Origin of the sequence: Pseudomonas sp. A-1 (assembly GCF_004801855.1) — a bacterium.
GTDB lineage: Bacteria > Pseudomonadota > Gammaproteobacteria > Pseudomonadales > Pseudomonadaceae > Geopseudomonas.
Genome location: NZ_SSTC01000004.1, coordinates 24,813 through 38,282, shown reverse-complemented (window position 1 = coordinate 38,282; position 13,470 = coordinate 24,813). Strand labels below are relative to the sequence as shown.

Genomic DNA, 13,470 nt, shown 5'->3' with positions numbered 1-13,470 from the left:
GGGGCGGTTGCGTTTGGGGTGGTGGTATCCTGCCGGCCATCTGCAAGGAGATCCGACATGGCTTTCGATTTCGACCTGTTTGTAATTGGCGCCGGCTCCGGTGGCGTGCGCGCCTCGCGCTTCGCCGCCGGTTTCGGCGCCCGCGTGGCGGTGGCCGAAAGCCGCTACCTGGGCGGCACCTGCGTCAACGTCGGCTGCGTGCCGAAGAAGCTGCTGGTCTACGGCGCGCACATGGCCGACGAGTTCGAGCAGGCGCGCGGCTACGGCTGGTCGCTGGAGGGCGCGCAGTTCGACTGGCCGACCCTGATCGGCAACAAGACCCGCGAGATCCAGCGCCTCAACGGCATCTACCGCAACCTGCTGGTCAACAGCGGCGTGACCCTGCTGGAAGGCCATGCGCGCATCGTCGGCGCCCACGAGGTCGAGGTGAACGGCCAGCGCTACAGCGCCGGGCACATCCTGATCGCCGTCGGCGGCTGGCCGCAGGTGCCGGACATCCCCGGCCGGGAGCTGGCGATCACCTCCAACGAAGCGTTCTACCTGGAGCAGTTGCCGCGTCGCGTGCTGGTGGTCGGCGGCGGTTACATCGCCGTCGAGTTCGCGTCGATCTTCCATGGCCTGGGTGCACAGACCAGTCTGCTGTACCGCGGCGAGCGCTTCCTGCGCGGCTTCGACGAGGCGGTGCGCAGCCACCTCGAGGAGGAGCTGCGCAAGAAGGGCATGGACCTGCAGTTCAACAGCGACATCGCCAGCATCGAGCGCCAGGCCGACGGCAGTCTGCTGGCGACCCTGCGCGACGGCCGCGCGCTGGAGGCCGACTGCGTGTTCTACGCCACCGGGCGGCGGCCGATGCTCGACGACCTCGGCCTGGAGAACGTCTGCGTGGCGCTGGATGCGCGCGGCTTCATCGCCGTGGACGACGAATACCGCACCAGCGTGCCGTCGATCCTCGCCATCGGCGACGTGACCGGCGGCGTGCAGCTGACCCCGGTGGCGCTGGCCGAGGGCATGGCGGTGGCGCGCCGGCTGTTCCGCCCGGAGGAGTACCGCCCGGTCGACTACGCGCTGATCCCCACCGCGGTGTTCAGCCTGCCCAACATCGCCACCGTCGGCCTGACCGAGCAGCAGGCGGTCGAGCAGGGGCACAAGGTCAAGGTGTTCGAGAGCCGCTTCCGGCCGATGAAGCTGACCCTCACCGACTGCCAGGAGCGCACGCTGATGAAGCTGGTGGTCGACGCCGACAGCGACCGCGTGCTCGGCTGCCACATGGTCGGCCCGGAGGCCGGTGAGATCATCCAGGGCCTGGCGGTGGCGCTGAAGGCGGGGGCCACCAAGGCGGTGTTCGACGAGACTCTCGGCATCCACCCGACGGCGGCCGAGGAGTTCGTCACCATGCGCACGGCGCGGGCGGACTGAGTCCAGCCAGGAACGACGAGGCCCGCCAGATCGGCGGGCCTCGTCGTTTCAACCGGGGCTCAGTGGCCCTTGTGGTTGCCGTGCTCCATCGGCATCTTGTGGCTCATGCCCTGGCCGTCGGCGCCTTCCACCTGGACCTGCACCTCGACCTTGCCGGCCTTCTCGAACTCCAGGGTCAGCGGGAATTCTTCGCCGGCCTTCAGCGGCTGGCCGAGACCGAACAGCATCACGTGGTTGCCGCCCGGCTGGAACACCACCTCGCCCTTGGCGGGAATCTCCACGGCGGGGATCTGCTGCATCTTCATCAGGCCGTCCTTGTGGACGTGGGTGTGCAGTTCGCTCTTCTGCGCGCGCGGCGTGCTGGCGCCGATCAGGCGGTCGGCGGCGGCGCCCTGGTTCTTCAGGGTGAAGTAGGCGGCACCGGCCGGAGCGTTGGGCGGCAGCTCGCGTGACCAGGGGTGATCGATGGTCAGCTCGCCGACCTTGTAGTCATGGGCGAAGCTCGGCAGGGCGCAGGCGAGCAGGGCGGCCAGGCTCAGGGTGCGGATCAGCATCTGTGGATTCCTCATGATGGCGGGGGCCCGACGGGCGACTGCGCGCACCATAGCACAGCCCGACGGACGGCCAGCAGGCGACTAAAGCGCGCAGATCCGGCGCCCAGGTGGAAAGCTGTACAAGAAAGACCGTGGTGTTCAACCTGCTCCAGTCAGGGGCCCGATATTCGCTGCGCTGATCAGTCTGGCTGTCTGTGTCTGTATAATTTTATTGTACATATTTTGTGTTGTCGTATAGATTTCATGCAGGGTTCAGCTGGCGCGCCGTCGCAACTTGTCAGGTACCCGGTGACGCGACACTGAGCCCTGCCATTTCCGTGCGAGGACCCGTGCGATGTACGACTACCTGTCCGTGACCGGAACTGCCGTGATGCACAGTCTGCGGGTCGTCCTGTTCGGCCTCTGCCTGCTCAGCGGCAGCGCACTGGGCAACTGGCGCGAAGCTCTCCCCGAAGCCCGCCTGCTCGGCGAGGGGGAGCTGAGCCTGTTCGGCTTTCGCCTGTACAGCGCCCGTCTGTGGAGCCCGGCCGAGCGCCTCGCCGCCGGAGTGCCGTTCGCCCTCGAGCTGATCTACCACCGCGAGATCAGCCGCGAGCGGCTGGTCGAGGTGAGTATCGACGAGATCCGTCGCCTGCACGGTGACCAGGTCGGCACGGCGCAGCTCGCCGAATGGGCCGGGCACATGCACCAAGCCTTCGTCGACACCGCGCCGGGTTCGCGCATCACCGGCGTGTACCTGCCCGGGTTCGGCGCGCGCTTTTACGCCGGCGACCGCCTGCAGCACGAGGTGCGCGACGAGGAGTTCGCCCGCATCTTCTTCTCCATCTGGCTGGATGCCCGCACGCGCAACCCCGAGCTGCGCGCCAGGTTGCTGGGCGCCGCCGCACCCTGAGGACCCTCCATGCTGAAGAAACTTCTTCTGTCGCTCTGCATCTGCCTCGGTGGCTGCAGCCAGATCGACGTCGAGCACTACCGCGACCAGCAGCCGCAACTCGACCTGCCTGCCTACTTCGACGGCCGGGTGGACGCCTGGGGCATGTTCCAGAAGCGCTCGGGCGAGGTGATCAAGCGCTTCCACGTGGTGATCAACGGCCGCCGCGAAGGCGACCGGCTGATCCTCGACGAGGACTTCACCTACAGCGACGGCAGCAAGCAGAAGCGCGTGTGGACCCTGCGCCCCGACGGTCCCGGCCGCTGGCGGGGCACGGCCGGCGACGTGGTCGGCGAGGCGCGCGGCGAGGTGGCCGGCAACGCCCTGCGCTGGCGCTACGTGCTCAGCCTGCCGGTGGACGGTAAGGTCTACCAGGTCGACTTCGACGACTGGATGTACCTGCTCGACGAGCGCACCATGGCCAACCGCTCGTTCATGACCAAGTTCGGCTTCGAACTGGGCCAGGTCACCCTGTTCTTCCGCAAGGAAGCGCCCTGATGGACTCCTTCCCCGACGGCTACCGCGCCCTGGTGATCGGCGCCTCGGGCGCCATCGGCTCGGCGCTGGTCGCGGAGTTGCGTGCGGACCCGCGCTGCGCGGCGGTGCTCGGTCTGTCGCGCGGCTCCCGGCCGGCCATCGACTTCGCCGACGAGGCGAGCATCGCGGATGCGGCCGAGGCACTGGCCGCGCAGGCGCCGTTCCAGCTGATCGTCAACGCCGCCGGCGTGCTGCACGCCCCGGCGTTCATGCCGGAGAAGAAGCTCGGCGATCTCCACTACGACCAGCTGCTGGATACCTTCAGGGTCAACACCTTCGGGCCGGCGCTGCTGCTGCGCCACTTCGCCCGCCTGCTCGACCGCCGGCGCGGCGTGCTGGCCATGCTTTCCGCCAAGGTCGGCAGCATCGGCGACAACCGCCTGGGCGGCTGGTACAGCTATCGCGCCGCCAAGGCGGCGCTGAACATGCTGGTGAAGACCGCCGCCATCGAGGTGCGGCGCAGCAATCCCAACGCCGTGCTGCTGGCCCTGCATCCGGGCACGGTCGACTCCGCGCTGTCACGGCCATTCCGCGGCGCGGAGATCGGCCGCGCGCCGGTGCTGGCGGCCAGGCAACTGCTGCAGGTGATCGACGGGCTCGGCCCCGAGGCCAGCGGCGGCTTCTATTCGTGGAACGGCGAGCAACTGCCCTGGTAGGCGCTCAGCGGACCGCGCCAAGACGCAGGCGCAAGCCGTGCAGCAGCGGCACCAGCAGCGCCCAGATCAGCGCCAGCAGGAGCAGGGTCGGCCACAGGCCCAGCGGCAGGCCGACGCCGGCCAGGCGCGCGCCGAGCAGGTAGGACAGCGGCCCGCCGAGGGCGCCGAGCAGGCTGCCCAACCACCAGGGCCGGGCGCTCCAGGCCAGGCTGTGGCCGAGGGTGGTGGCGAACAGCGCCCACAGCAGGGCCAGCCAGAGCGGCAGCACGCGGCTGTCGCCGGCGAAGTCGAAGACCCCGAGATTGAGCAGCAGGCTGTCGAGGGCGCAGCTGGCGAGGGTCAGCGCGCCGACCCTCGCCAGCTCGCCGCGCCCGCGGCCGACGAAGGCGAAATGGGCCAGCAGGCAGGCGCCGGCGAGCAGCAGCAGGGCCGGGCGCTGCGCCCCCAGCACGCAGGCGAACCAGCCGAGCTGGAACAGCGCCGCGTTGGCCAGCAGGCGCATGTCAGGCCTGCTGGCGGCCGAGCAGCGGCGCCGGGCGGGCCGCCGGCTTGGCCAGCAGCAGCTGCGCGGTACCGATGCTGCGCTCGAGGAAGCCCCCTTCGCAGTAGCACAGGTAGAACTCCCACAGACGGAAGAACTGCTCGTCGTAGCCGAGCTGCTCGAGGAAGTGGCGGGCGCGGCGCAGGTTGTCGTGCCACAGGCGCAGGGTGCGCGCGTAGTGCAGGCCGAAGTCCTCCATGTGGAACAGGTTGAGATCGGTGTCGCGGCCGACGACCTCCAGCATGCGGCTGATCGAGGGCAGGGCGCCGCCGGGGAAGATGTAGCGCTGGATGAAGTCCACCGAGCGGCAGGCCTGCGCGTAGCGCTGGTCGCGGATGGTGATGGCCTGCAGCAGCATCAGGCCGTCGTCCTTGAGCAGGCGGGCGCACTGGCGGAAGTAGGTCGGCAGGTAGCGGTGGCCGACCGCCTCGACCATCTCGATCGACACCAGCTTGTCGTACTGGCCCTGCAGGTCGCGGTAGTCCTCGAGCAGCAGGGTGATGCGATCCTCCAGACCCTGCTCCTCGATGCGCCGGCGGGTATAGGCGTACTGCTCCTGGGACAGGGTGGTGGTGGTCACCCGGCAGCCGTAGTGGGTCGCCGCATACATCGCCATGCTGCCCCAGCCGGTACCGATCTCCAGCAGGTGGTCGCCCGGCTGCAGGTCGAGCTTGCGGCAGATGCACTCGAGCTTGTTGAGCTGGGCCTGCTCGAGGGTGTCGGCCTCGTCCTGGAACATCGCCGCCGAGTACATCATGGTCGGGTCGAGGAACTGCTCGAACAGCGCGTTGCCGAGGTCGTAGTGGGCGGCGATGTTGCGTCGCGAGCCCTTGCGGGTGTTGCGGTTGAGCCAGTGCAGGCCCTGCAGCAGCGGCCGGCCGAGGCGGGCGATGCCGCTGTCCAGGGCGTCCAGCACCTCGAGGTTGGCGACGAACACGCGCACCACGGCGGTGAGGTCCGGGCTGCTCCAGTAGCCGTGGATGTACGCCTCGCCGGCGCCGATCGAACCGTTGCCGGCGACCATCGCCCAGGCGGCGGCATCGTGGATGTGGATCTCGCCATGCAGCTCGCTGCCGGGCTGGCCGTAGCTGCGGCGTTCGCCGTCCTCGCAGACGGTGAGCTGGCCGTGGCGCAGGCCGGCGAGCTGGCGCAGCACGGCACGCTTGAGCAGGCCCGCGCCCAGTCCGTTGCCGGCGAACAGGCCAGGTTTGGCCGGGGAAAGGCTAGTGCTCTTCATGGCTGGGCTCCGGTCGGGCGGTACGGTGGTCGCCGTCCGCAGGTTGGTGGTCGAAGATCGGCACGCGCTTGAGTGCCAGGCGCAGGGCCTGCCAGTAGATGGCGGCCACGGTCTTGGCGGTCATCGCCGGGAAGGCCAGCAGGTGGCGGTGCAGGCTGCGGCGGTCGAGTTCGATGCGGCTGAGGCCGAGCGCGGCCTCGAACAGCTTGGCGTCGCCCTGCCAGTCCTCCATGTGGATGCGCAGCTGCTCCCCGGGGGCGGAGAGGCGCATGCGGTACTCCAGGTCGCGCGGCAGGAAGGGCGAGACGTGGAAGCCCTTGGCCACCCGGTGGCGCGACTCGCCGGTGACATCGACCGGCAGCACGTAGTGGTAGCGCTCCAGCCAGGGCGTGTTGCTGACCTCGCAGAGGATCGCGGCGAGGCGGCCGTCGGCCTCGAAGCAGTAGAAGAAGCTCGCCGGATTGAAGGCCAGGCCCCAGCTGCGCGGCTGGGCGAGCAGGCAGATGCGGCCCTGCGGCGCATGGCCGAGCGCCTCGCCGACGCGCAGGCGCACCGCCTCGGCCAGCGGCATGCCGCTGCGCGTGTACTGCGGCAGGAAATCCGTCTCGCGGATGGCGAACGGCGCCCAGCGCGAACGCCCGGCCAGCGGCGACAGGGCCAGCACCGCGTCCAGTTCGGCGAGATCCAGGTAGAGCAGACCGATGCGGTAGCGGAAGGCGTGGCCGCGCGGCAGGAAGCGCCGGTGGCCGACCCAGCCCTGGTAGAGCGCGCTGTTCACAGGCGCTCCCCGAAGGCCTCGGCCACGCGCAGCGCGCTGACCACGCCGTCCTCGTGGAAGCCGTTGGCCCAGTAGGCACCGCAGAAGAAGCTGTGCTGCTGGCCGTGCAGCTCGCGCCAGCACGCCTGGGCGGCGATGCCGGCGAGGCTGTACTGCGGATGGGCGTAGTTGTAGCGGCCGAGGATCCGCGCCGGATCGATGGCGGCGGTCTGGTTGAGGCTGACGCAGAAGGTCTTTGGCGCCTCGATGCCCTGCAGGATGTTCATGTTGTAGGTCACCGCCGCCGGCTGGCGCGCCGGGCCGCCGAGCCGGTAGTTCCAGCTCGCCCAGGCCAGCGGACGTTGCGGCAGCAGGCGGGTGTCGGTGTGCAGCACCACGTCGTTGTCGGCGTAGCGCAGCGCGCCGAGGATCCGCTGCTCGGTCAGGCTCGGCGCGGCGAGCAGCGTCAGGGCCTGGTCGCTGTGGCAGGCGAACACCACCTTGTCGAAGCGCTCGCGGCCGGCCGGGCTGAGCAGGGTGACGCCGTCCGCGTCGCGCTCGACCAGCCACACCGGGCAGTTGAGGCGGATGCGCTCGCGGAAGCTGGCGGTCAGCGGCGCCACGTAGGCGCGCGAGCCGCCCGCGATGACCCGCCACTGCGGGCGGTCGTTGACCGACAGCAGGCCGTGGTTCTTGAAGAAGCGCACGAAGAACTGCAGCGGGAAGTCGAGCATGTCCGCCAGCGACATCGACCAGATCGCCGCGCCCATCGGCACGATGTAGTGGTCGACGAAGCGTCGGCCGTAGCGACCGCGCGCCAGGTAGTCGCCGAGGGTGATGTCGGCGCCGATGCGCTCCTCGGCGAGATCCCTCAGCGCCTCGCGGTTGAAGCGCAGGATGTCGCGCAGCATGCCGAGGAAGCTCGGCGACAGCAGGTTGCGGCGCTGGGCGAACAGGCTGTTGAGGTTGTTGCCGTTGTATTCGCAGCCGCTGTCGGGATCGTGCACCGAGAAGCTCATCTCGGTGGGGCGCGAGGCGACGCCGAGCCGCTCGAGCAGGCGGATGAAGTTGGGGTAGGTCCAGTCGTTGAAGACGATGAAGCCGGTGTCGATGGCGTAGTCGCGCCCGTCCAGCTGCACGTCCACGGTATGGGTGTGCCCGCCGATCCAGTCGCTGGCCTCGAACAGGGTGATCTCGTGGCGGCGGTTTAGCAGGTAGGCGGCGGTCAGGCCGGCGATGCCGCTGCCGATGATGGCGATCTTCATGGACGGTCTTCCGTGGTGGTGCGGGACATGCGCCGGCCCAGCGCCAGCTGCAGGCGGCGCGGCAGGTGGGCGAGCAGCAGCAGGATGGCGACGAAGGCGCCGGGAAAGGCGATCTCGAACGGCCGCCGCGGCAGCCGCTCGGCGATGTGGCGGGCGGCGCGTTCCACGGGCCAGCGCATGGGCATGGGGAAATCGTTGCGGCGGGTCAGCGGGGTATCGACGAAGCCGGGGCTGACCAGGGTGACGGCGATGCCCTCGGCGGCCAGATCGAGGCGCAGCGACTCGCACAGGTAGCGCAGCGCCGCCTTGGACGCGCCGTAGGCCTCGGCGCGCGGCAGCGGCAGGAAGGTCACCGAACTGGCCACCGCCACCAGGTGCGGCTGGTGGCCACGGCGCAGCAGCGGCAGCGCCGCCTCGATGCAGTGGGCGGCGGAGAACAGGTTGGCGCGCACCACGCGCTCGACCATGGCCGCCTCGAAGGCGCGCGCGTCGATGTACTCGCAGGTGCCGGCGTTGAGGATGGCGCAGTCCAGCGCGCCCCAGGCCGCGGCGATGCGCTGGCCGATGGCGCGCACCTGCTCGGCGTCGACGAGGTCGCCGGGCAGCACCAGCACCTGCTGCGGCCAGCGGTTGGCCAGGGCCTGCAGGGGCGCCTCGCTGCGCGCGCTGAGCGCCAGGTGGTGGCCCTGCTGCAGGAGGATTTCCGCCAGCGCGGCGCCGATGCCGCTGCTGGCTCCGGTCAGCCAGATGCGTTTCATGCCAGCCTCCGTTTCAGCCAGGCGATCACGCCGCCCAGCACGGGTAGGTGTTCGTAGAGCAGGGCGCCGGCATCGAAGTAGTCGCGGTGGCGGTACACCCGCTCGTCGTGCCAGCGCAGGTGCGAGCAGCCCTCGACGCGGATCGGCGCACCGCGGCGCAGGCGCGGGTGGCGGTAGCTCATGGTCCAGCGCAGGTAGCCCTCGCCGGCGCCGACCTGGTCGAAGCCGTGGAAGTCGAAGCGCAGATCCTCCACGTTGGCGTACATTTCGCCGAAGTAGTCGCGCAGGGCCTCCAGGCCGCGGATCTCGTGCAGCGGATCGCGGAACACCACGTCGCGGGTGTACAGCGCATCGAGGTGCTGCAGCCGGTGCTTGTCCAGGCGGGCGAAGTCGTCGGCGAAACGGCGCAGGAAGTCAGCCATGGCCGGCGTCCTGCCGCGCCCGCTGGTGCAGGTCGTCACGGGGCCAGGTCGATCGGCGCATGGCGCAGTTCTCCTTGCAGGCCGAGCAGGCCGAGGCGATGCAGGCACTGCTGGGCGTCGAGCGGGTCGAGGGTCAGATGCAGATCGGTGATCGCTGCCAACTGATCGCGCTGGCGCTCCGCCGCCGGACCGCACAGCAGACACGGGCAGGCCACTCCCTGCAGCAGGCGGGCGAGGGCATCGCGATCGAGCGCCTCGCTGGCGTAGAGCAGCACGGCACGCGGCTGCATGCGCTGTACCGCCAGCGCCAGCTGGGGCGCCGGCAGCGGCCAGTCGAGCACGCTGACCGGGCATTCGGCACTGCCGACCAGCCAGGCGCACAGCCAGAGCGCCGGCTCCAGCGGCGCCGAGGAGCAATTGACCAGCAGCAGCGGGGCGCTGCCGAGCAGGCGGTTGCTGTGGTACAGCCGCGCGCCCAGCTTGCTGCGCAGCCAGGACAGGAAGAACGCACGCTCCAGTTCGGCATTCGGCAGGCTGACCCAGCGCCGGTGCAGGTCCTCGAGCAGCGGCAGCAGGAGATGGCGGCATACCGTCGCCGGCGGATAGAGGGCTACTGCCTGGTTGAAGCCGTCGTCGAGGGCGCGTTCGGCCAGGTTGGCGATGGCGCCCAGCAGTTGCTCCCGGCGCGCCCGCCAGCCGTGGTCGTCGGCACCGCTCGGCACCCGGGCATCGCTGAGCAGGCCACGCACCTGGCTGACCGACACGCCGCGCTCCAGCCAGTCGAGGATCTGCTGCACCTGCGCCACCTGCGCCTGCGAGTACAGGCGGTGGCCCTTGGCGGTGCGCTGCGGGACGATCAGCCCGTAGCGGCGCTCCCAGGCGCGCAGGGTCACCGGGTTCACCCCGGTGCGCCGCGCCACCTCGCGGATCGGCAGCAGGCCGGCCATTTCGTCGTCCGACAAATCGTCGCGTGGATCGCGGTCGTCGTGCATGGTCAGATCGCGTCACGCAGGCTGGAGGTTGCCCGATGCAGCTGCGGGCCGGCGCTGCGGCCGGGCTTGTGGCGGGGGAGCGTGAGGGACATGGCAGTCTCCAACTTGTACGTCGCAAGATTTGTGTACAACCTTGCTACAGGATAAGTCGTTGCTGCCGCCGGTCAATAGGTTTTGTATAGATTTTGTATAAATATTTGTCGCGGGCGGCGAGGTCAGTGCCAGCCGATCCGCCAGCGTGCGCTGTCGCGCAGTTCGCGCCAGTCGAGCCACTGGCTGCGGCCGCTGTACACCGCCTGCAGCTCGATTTCGAGCAGGTTGCCCGCTTCGTCCTCGAGCAGTTCGACGACCAGGAAGTGCTTTTCCCGGTTGCACGGCTGGCGAGCGGTCCACTTGGAGAGCCGCAGCTTGCGCGGATTGAAGCGGTTGGGCGGATTCTTCGGGGTTGGCGGTTCGATCTGGCTCATCACGGACCTCGCGTGGTTACCCCACAAGGCTACGCCGGACGGGCAAATCTGTACAATGCGGCGAGTCGTACAAGGCGGGGTGTACAGGTCGCAGGCCGCTGAGATCCGTGCGGGCACTGGCGCACGCCGTGCGCCGGCGCCGCAGGCGGGCGGGCCGGAACAGGGGGAAGGCGTTGCCGGCGGACGACGGCAACGCCGTTCGGGCGGGAGCGGTTGTCAGCCTTTGGCTTGCAGTGCCGCGAGCTGGTTCTTCAGTTCGGCAACCTCGGCTTCCAGCTCGCGCACGCGCTGCTGCGCCTCGACCTCGGAGCTGACGTCCTTCTGGATGCCGATGAAGTAGGTGAGCTGGTCGGCCTCGTTGAATACCGGGGTGATCGACAGCTCGTTCCAGAACACGCTGCCGTCCTTGCGGTAGTTGCGGATGATCTGCCGGCAGGGGCGGTTGTGCTTGACCGCCTCGCGGATCGCCGCGAGGCCCGGCTGGTCGCGGTCGCCATCCTGGAGGAAACGGCAGTCCTGATAGAGGATATCGTCGACGGAGTAGCCAGTCAGGCGCTCGAAGGCCGGGTTGGCGTAGATCAGGATGTTGTCGTCGCCTTCCTGTTCCGCGACCACGATTCCGTCGTTGGAGGCTTCGATCACCAGTTGCAGCAGCTTGGCATTGATCATCTTGCAGGTCCCGGGTGGTTTCCGCGCATTTTAAAGCAACTGCGCCATCCTGCATGCAGGCCGCGCGTTTTTCGTGGCCGGAAACGCCAGAAGACGGCGAATCGGTGCCATGCACCTGCCTTGCGAGGGCGAGCTCTGCGATACAATGGCGGTTCATCAAGTCCCTCGAGCCATTCGCCATGACCGAACTCACTGCAGCCCCGTCCCCCGCCAGCGGCCTGCCCTTGGGGGAGGAGCTGTTTCCGATCCGTGAAGTGGTCCGCCTCACCGGCGTCAACCCGGTCACCCTGCGCGCCTGGGAGCGTCGCTACGGGCTGATCCAGCCGGTGCGCACCGAGGGTGGCCATCGCCTGTACTCGCAGAGCGACATCGAGTCGATCCGCAGCATCATCGCCTGGACCGAGCGCGGCGTGGCGGTGAGCAAGGTCGGCAGCCTTCTGGCGCGCAACAGCGGGGACAAGGCCGAGGCCCCGGTCGAACAGGGCTCGTCCACCGGCGAGTGGGGCGAATGGCAGGACCGGCTGCGCGAGGCGGTGCGCCATTTCGACGAGGTGCGTCTGGAGCAGCTCTACGGCCAGGTGTTCTCCACCTATCCGCTGGCGTCGGTGTTCCAGGACGTGCTCATGCCGCTGTGGCTGGAGCTGCAGCAGCAGGACGGCTTCGGCCAGACCAGCCAGTGGCTGTTCCTCGATGCCTTCCTGCGCGCCCGCGTGCTGCAGCGCCTGCAGTTCTCGCGAGCGGCGGCGGGGCGAGACTGCGTGCTGGTCGCAGCGATTCCCGGACAGTGTCGCGAGCTGGAGCTGCTGGTCACCGCGCTGCTGCTCGGTGGCGACAGCAATCCGGTGCGGGTGCTGCCGCCGGGCCAGCCCCTGGATGAGTTGTCGCTGGTCTGCCAGGAAGTCCGGCCACAGGCGCTGGTGCTGTATTCCACCCTGGCGCCCAGCGCCGCGCTACTGCGCCAGCTGGCCCGGCTGGTGCTGATCCTGGACTGCCCGCTGGCCCTGGCTGGCGAGGCCGCGGTGCTCGGCGAAGGCAGCCTGGCCGGCAGCGCCATCGCCTGCCTGGGCAACTCCGGTCGTCTCATGCAGCGCCGTCTGTCGCAGTTCCTCGCCGGCCACCTCGATACCTGAGGTCGTCTTCCTCAGTTCCCGTCGCCGTAGGGCGGCGGCAGCCGCTGCCGCGAGCCGTCGGCTTCGGCCGGCCGCAGCGCCAGGCCGCCGAAGGAGATGGCCGGGTCGATGTAGCGCATCGCCGACTTCACGTCGCGCCAGCCCACGTAGCTCATCAGCGCCTTGAGGTCCCAGCCGTTGCGGGTGGCCCAGGTGGCGAAGCCGCGGCGCAGCGAGTGGCTGGTGTAGGCCTCGGCCGGCACGCCGGCGCGCTCGAGGATGCGGCGCAGCAGGGCGATCAGGCTGCTGGCGTGCAGGCCATCCTCGCCCAGGTGGCCCCAGCGGTCGATGCGGCGGAACACCGGGCCGTGGGCGATGCCGGCCACCTCGATCCAGTTCAGGTAGGCGGCCACCGGGCACAGCCGCCGCAACGCCGGCGCCTGGTAGGTGGTGCCGTGGTGGTCGCGGTCGCCCTTGCTGTGCGGCAGGTACAGGGTCATCCCCACGCCGGCCTCGGCGCGGATGTCCTCGACGCGCAGGCGGCACAGCTCGTCGCTGCGAAAGCCGCGCCAGAAGCCGACCAGCAGCAGCGCCGCATCGCGCCGGCAGCGCCGCAGGCTGGCGAGGTCGTCGCACTCGGCCGCCTGCGCCGCCTCGCGCTCCAGCCAGTCCACCGCCTGCTGCAGGTGCAGCACCTGCAGCGGCGCCGCCTGCCTGGCCTGCTGCGGGTGCAGGGCGCGGATGCCGCGCAGCACCTGGCGCACCGCCGGCGCCTTGGTCGGATCGGGAAAGCCCTGGCTGTTGTGCCACTGCGCCAGCGCCGCGAGGCGCTGCTTGAGGGTGCTGAAGGCCAGTTGGTCGGCGTAGGCGGCGAGGTAGCGGAGGATGCTCTCGCTGCTGGCCGGCAGGAAGCCGCCCCAGGTCACCTCGAAGTGCTCGACGGCCGACCGGTAGCTGCGCCGGGTGTTCTCCCGCGTGCCGGCCTCGATGTAGCGCTCGACCTCGTTCATTGCCATTGACCCTGCGCCGCTGCCGGTGCGCTCTCGAACCTGATGAATGGCGGCCATCTTATCCCAGGGCAGCGACGGAAACGGAGCGCCCTGCAGCTCGGTCTGCCCGGCCCATTGCGGCGCCTCCTGCGGGCGTCCAGCCCGGCCGG

Annotated in this window: 16 protein-coding genes; 5 read left to right on the top strand and 11 right to left on the bottom strand. The window is 69.7% G+C overall.

Going from position 1 to position 13,470, the window contains the following annotated elements; translation table 11 throughout:
* Positions 1-57 precede the first annotated feature (57 nt).
* Positions 58-1,416 carry a glutathione-disulfide reductase gene (gorA, locus tag E5198_RS01815; protein ID WP_136488310.1) on the top strand — a complete coding sequence of 453 codons (1,359 nt, stop codon included), beginning with the start codon at positions 58-60 and terminating at the stop codon, positions 1,414-1,416.
* 59 nt (positions 1,417-1,475) lie between these two features.
* Here gorA and E5198_RS01810 read toward each other — a convergent pair whose 3' ends face one another.
* Complete coding sequence (locus E5198_RS01810) at positions 1,476-1,970, bottom strand: copper chaperone PCu(A)C (RefSeq protein ID WP_136488309.1); 495 nt, start codon at positions 1,968-1,970, stop codon at positions 1,476-1,478.
* A 370-nt stretch (positions 1,971-2,340) separates the two neighbouring features.
* On the opposite strand from E5198_RS01810, the gene E5198_RS01805 reads away from it, so the two are divergent.
* Genes E5198_RS01805 through E5198_RS01795 form a run of 3 tightly spaced genes read left to right on the top strand, consistent with a single transcriptional unit; the run spans position 2,341 to position 4,094 of the window.
* Complete coding sequence (locus E5198_RS01805; protein WP_136488357.1) at positions 2,341-2,862, top strand: chalcone isomerase family protein; 522 nt, start codon at positions 2,341-2,343, stop codon at positions 2,860-2,862.
* Between the two features lie 9 nt (positions 2,863-2,871).
* Positions 2,872-3,399: a DUF3833 domain-containing protein gene (locus E5198_RS01800; RefSeq protein ID WP_136488308.1), complete on the top strand. Its 528-nt coding sequence runs from the start codon at positions 2,872-2,874 to the stop codon at positions 3,397-3,399.
* Positions 3,399-4,094 carry an SDR family NAD(P)-dependent oxidoreductase gene (locus tag E5198_RS01795; RefSeq protein WP_136488307.1) on the top strand — a complete coding sequence of 232 codons (696 nt, stop codon included), beginning with the start codon at positions 3,399-3,401 and terminating at the stop codon, positions 4,092-4,094. Before E5198_RS01800 ends, E5198_RS01795 begins: the two co-directional genes overlap by 1 nt.
* Before the next feature lie 4 nt (positions 4,095-4,098).
* Here E5198_RS01795 and E5198_RS01790 read toward each other — a convergent pair whose 3' ends face one another.
* From E5198_RS01790 to E5198_RS01750, 9 genes are all read right to left on the bottom strand, one after another.
* Positions 4,099-4,596: a DUF2878 domain-containing protein gene (locus E5198_RS01790; protein ID WP_136488306.1), complete on the bottom strand. Its 498-nt coding sequence runs from the start codon at positions 4,594-4,596 to the stop codon at positions 4,099-4,101.
* A 1-nt stretch (position 4,597) separates the two neighbouring features.
* Positions 4,598-5,872, bottom strand: a complete 1,275-nt coding sequence (locus E5198_RS01785) for a cyclopropane-fatty-acyl-phospholipid synthase family protein (RefSeq protein ID WP_136488305.1) — start codon at positions 5,870-5,872, stop codon at positions 4,598-4,600.
* Positions 5,859-6,650 (bottom strand): DUF1365 domain-containing protein, encoded by a 792-nt coding sequence (locus tag E5198_RS01780; protein ID WP_136488304.1) that lies wholly within the window; start codon positions 6,648-6,650, stop codon positions 5,859-5,861. The genes E5198_RS01785 and E5198_RS01780 overlap by 14 nt, the downstream gene beginning before the upstream one ends.
* Positions 6,647-7,894, bottom strand: a complete 1,248-nt coding sequence (locus E5198_RS01775; RefSeq protein ID WP_136488303.1) for an NAD(P)/FAD-dependent oxidoreductase — start codon at positions 7,892-7,894, stop codon at positions 6,647-6,649. The genes E5198_RS01780 and E5198_RS01775 overlap by 4 nt, the downstream gene beginning before the upstream one ends.
* Positions 7,891-8,652 carry an SDR family oxidoreductase gene (locus E5198_RS01770; RefSeq protein WP_136488302.1) on the bottom strand — a complete coding sequence of 254 codons (762 nt, stop codon included), beginning with the start codon at positions 8,650-8,652 and terminating at the stop codon, positions 7,891-7,893. The genes E5198_RS01775 and E5198_RS01770 overlap by 4 nt, the downstream gene beginning before the upstream one ends.
* On the bottom strand, positions 8,649-9,074 hold the full coding sequence (locus E5198_RS01765) for a nuclear transport factor 2 family protein (RefSeq protein ID WP_136488301.1): 426 nt from the start codon (positions 9,072-9,074) through the stop codon (positions 8,649-8,651). Before E5198_RS01765 ends, E5198_RS01770 begins: the two co-directional genes overlap by 4 nt.
* Before the next feature lie 35 nt (positions 9,075-9,109).
* Positions 9,110-10,066 carry a MerR family transcriptional regulator gene (locus E5198_RS01760; RefSeq protein ID WP_136488300.1) on the bottom strand — a complete coding sequence of 319 codons (957 nt, stop codon included), beginning with the start codon at positions 10,064-10,066 and terminating at the stop codon, positions 9,110-9,112.
* Between the two features lie 215 nt (positions 10,067-10,281).
* Positions 10,282-10,533: a TIGR02450 family Trp-rich protein gene (locus E5198_RS01755; RefSeq protein WP_136488299.1), complete on the bottom strand. Its 252-nt coding sequence runs from the start codon at positions 10,531-10,533 to the stop codon at positions 10,282-10,284.
* A gap of 216 nt (positions 10,534-10,749) precedes the next feature.
* A complete protein-coding gene (locus E5198_RS01750) occupies positions 10,750-11,202 on the bottom strand; it encodes a PAS domain-containing protein (RefSeq protein WP_136488298.1) in 453 nt (150 codons plus the stop codon).
* Between the two features lie 179 nt (positions 11,203-11,381).
* Here E5198_RS01750 and E5198_RS01745 point away from each other — a divergent pair, with 179 nt between their 5' ends.
* Complete coding sequence (locus E5198_RS01745; RefSeq protein ID WP_136488297.1) at positions 11,382-12,332, top strand: MerR family transcriptional regulator; 951 nt, start codon at positions 11,382-11,384, stop codon at positions 12,330-12,332.
* Positions 12,333-12,343: 11 nt separating this feature from the next.
* Here E5198_RS01745 and E5198_RS01740 read toward each other — a convergent pair whose 3' ends face one another.
* Positions 12,344-13,327, bottom strand: a complete 984-nt coding sequence (locus E5198_RS01740) for a site-specific integrase (RefSeq protein WP_218569027.1) — start codon at positions 13,325-13,327, stop codon at positions 12,344-12,346.
* Positions 13,328-13,470: the final 143 nt, after the last annotated feature.

Bases quoted from the DNA above. Each gene is read 5' to 3' on its own strand.
- E5198_RS01810 (WP_136488309.1), bottom strand. From the start codon at position 1,970: ATGCTGATCCGCACCCTGAGCCTGGCCGCCCTGCTCGCCTGCGCCCTG.
- E5198_RS01785 (WP_136488305.1), bottom strand. From the start codon at position 5,872: ATGAAGAGCACTAGCCTTTCCCCGGCCAAACCTGGCCTGTTCGCCGGC.
- E5198_RS01770 (WP_136488302.1), bottom strand. From the start codon at position 8,652: ATGAAACGCATCTGGCTGACCGGAGCCAGCAGCGGCATCGGCGCCGCG.
- gorA (WP_136488310.1), top strand. From the start codon at position 58: ATGGCTTTCGATTTCGACCTGTTTGTAATTGGCGCCGGCTCCGGTGGC.
- E5198_RS01790 (WP_136488306.1), bottom strand. From the start codon at position 4,596: ATGCGCCTGCTGGCCAACGCGGCGCTGTTCCAGCTCGGCTGGTTCGCC.
- E5198_RS01775 (WP_136488303.1), bottom strand. From the start codon at position 7,894: ATGAAGATCGCCATCATCGGCAGCGGCATCGCCGGCCTGACCGCCGCC.
- E5198_RS01760 (WP_136488300.1), bottom strand. From the start codon at position 10,066: ATGCACGACGACCGCGATCCACGCGACGATTTGTCGGACGACGAAATG.
- E5198_RS01800 (WP_136488308.1), top strand. From the start codon at position 2,872: ATGCTGAAGAAACTTCTTCTGTCGCTCTGCATCTGCCTCGGTGGCTGC.
- E5198_RS01745 (WP_136488297.1), top strand. From the start codon at position 11,382: ATGACCGAACTCACTGCAGCCCCGTCCCCCGCCAGCGGCCTGCCCTTG.
- E5198_RS01765 (WP_136488301.1), bottom strand. From the start codon at position 9,074: ATGGCTGACTTCCTGCGCCGTTTCGCCGACGACTTCGCCCGCCTGGAC.
- E5198_RS01795 (WP_136488307.1), top strand. From the start codon at position 3,399: ATGGACTCCTTCCCCGACGGCTACCGCGCCCTGGTGATCGGCGCCTCG.
- E5198_RS01750 (WP_136488298.1), bottom strand. From the start codon at position 11,202: ATGATCAATGCCAAGCTGCTGCAACTGGTGATCGAAGCCTCCAACGAC.
- E5198_RS01805 (WP_136488357.1), top strand. From the start codon at position 2,341: ATGCACAGTCTGCGGGTCGTCCTGTTCGGCCTCTGCCTGCTCAGCGGC.
- E5198_RS01755 (WP_136488299.1), bottom strand. From the start codon at position 10,533: ATGAGCCAGATCGAACCGCCAACCCCGAAGAATCCGCCCAACCGCTTC.
- E5198_RS01740 (WP_218569027.1), bottom strand. From the start codon at position 13,327: ATGGCAATGAACGAGGTCGAGCGCTACATCGAGGCCGGCACGCGGGAG.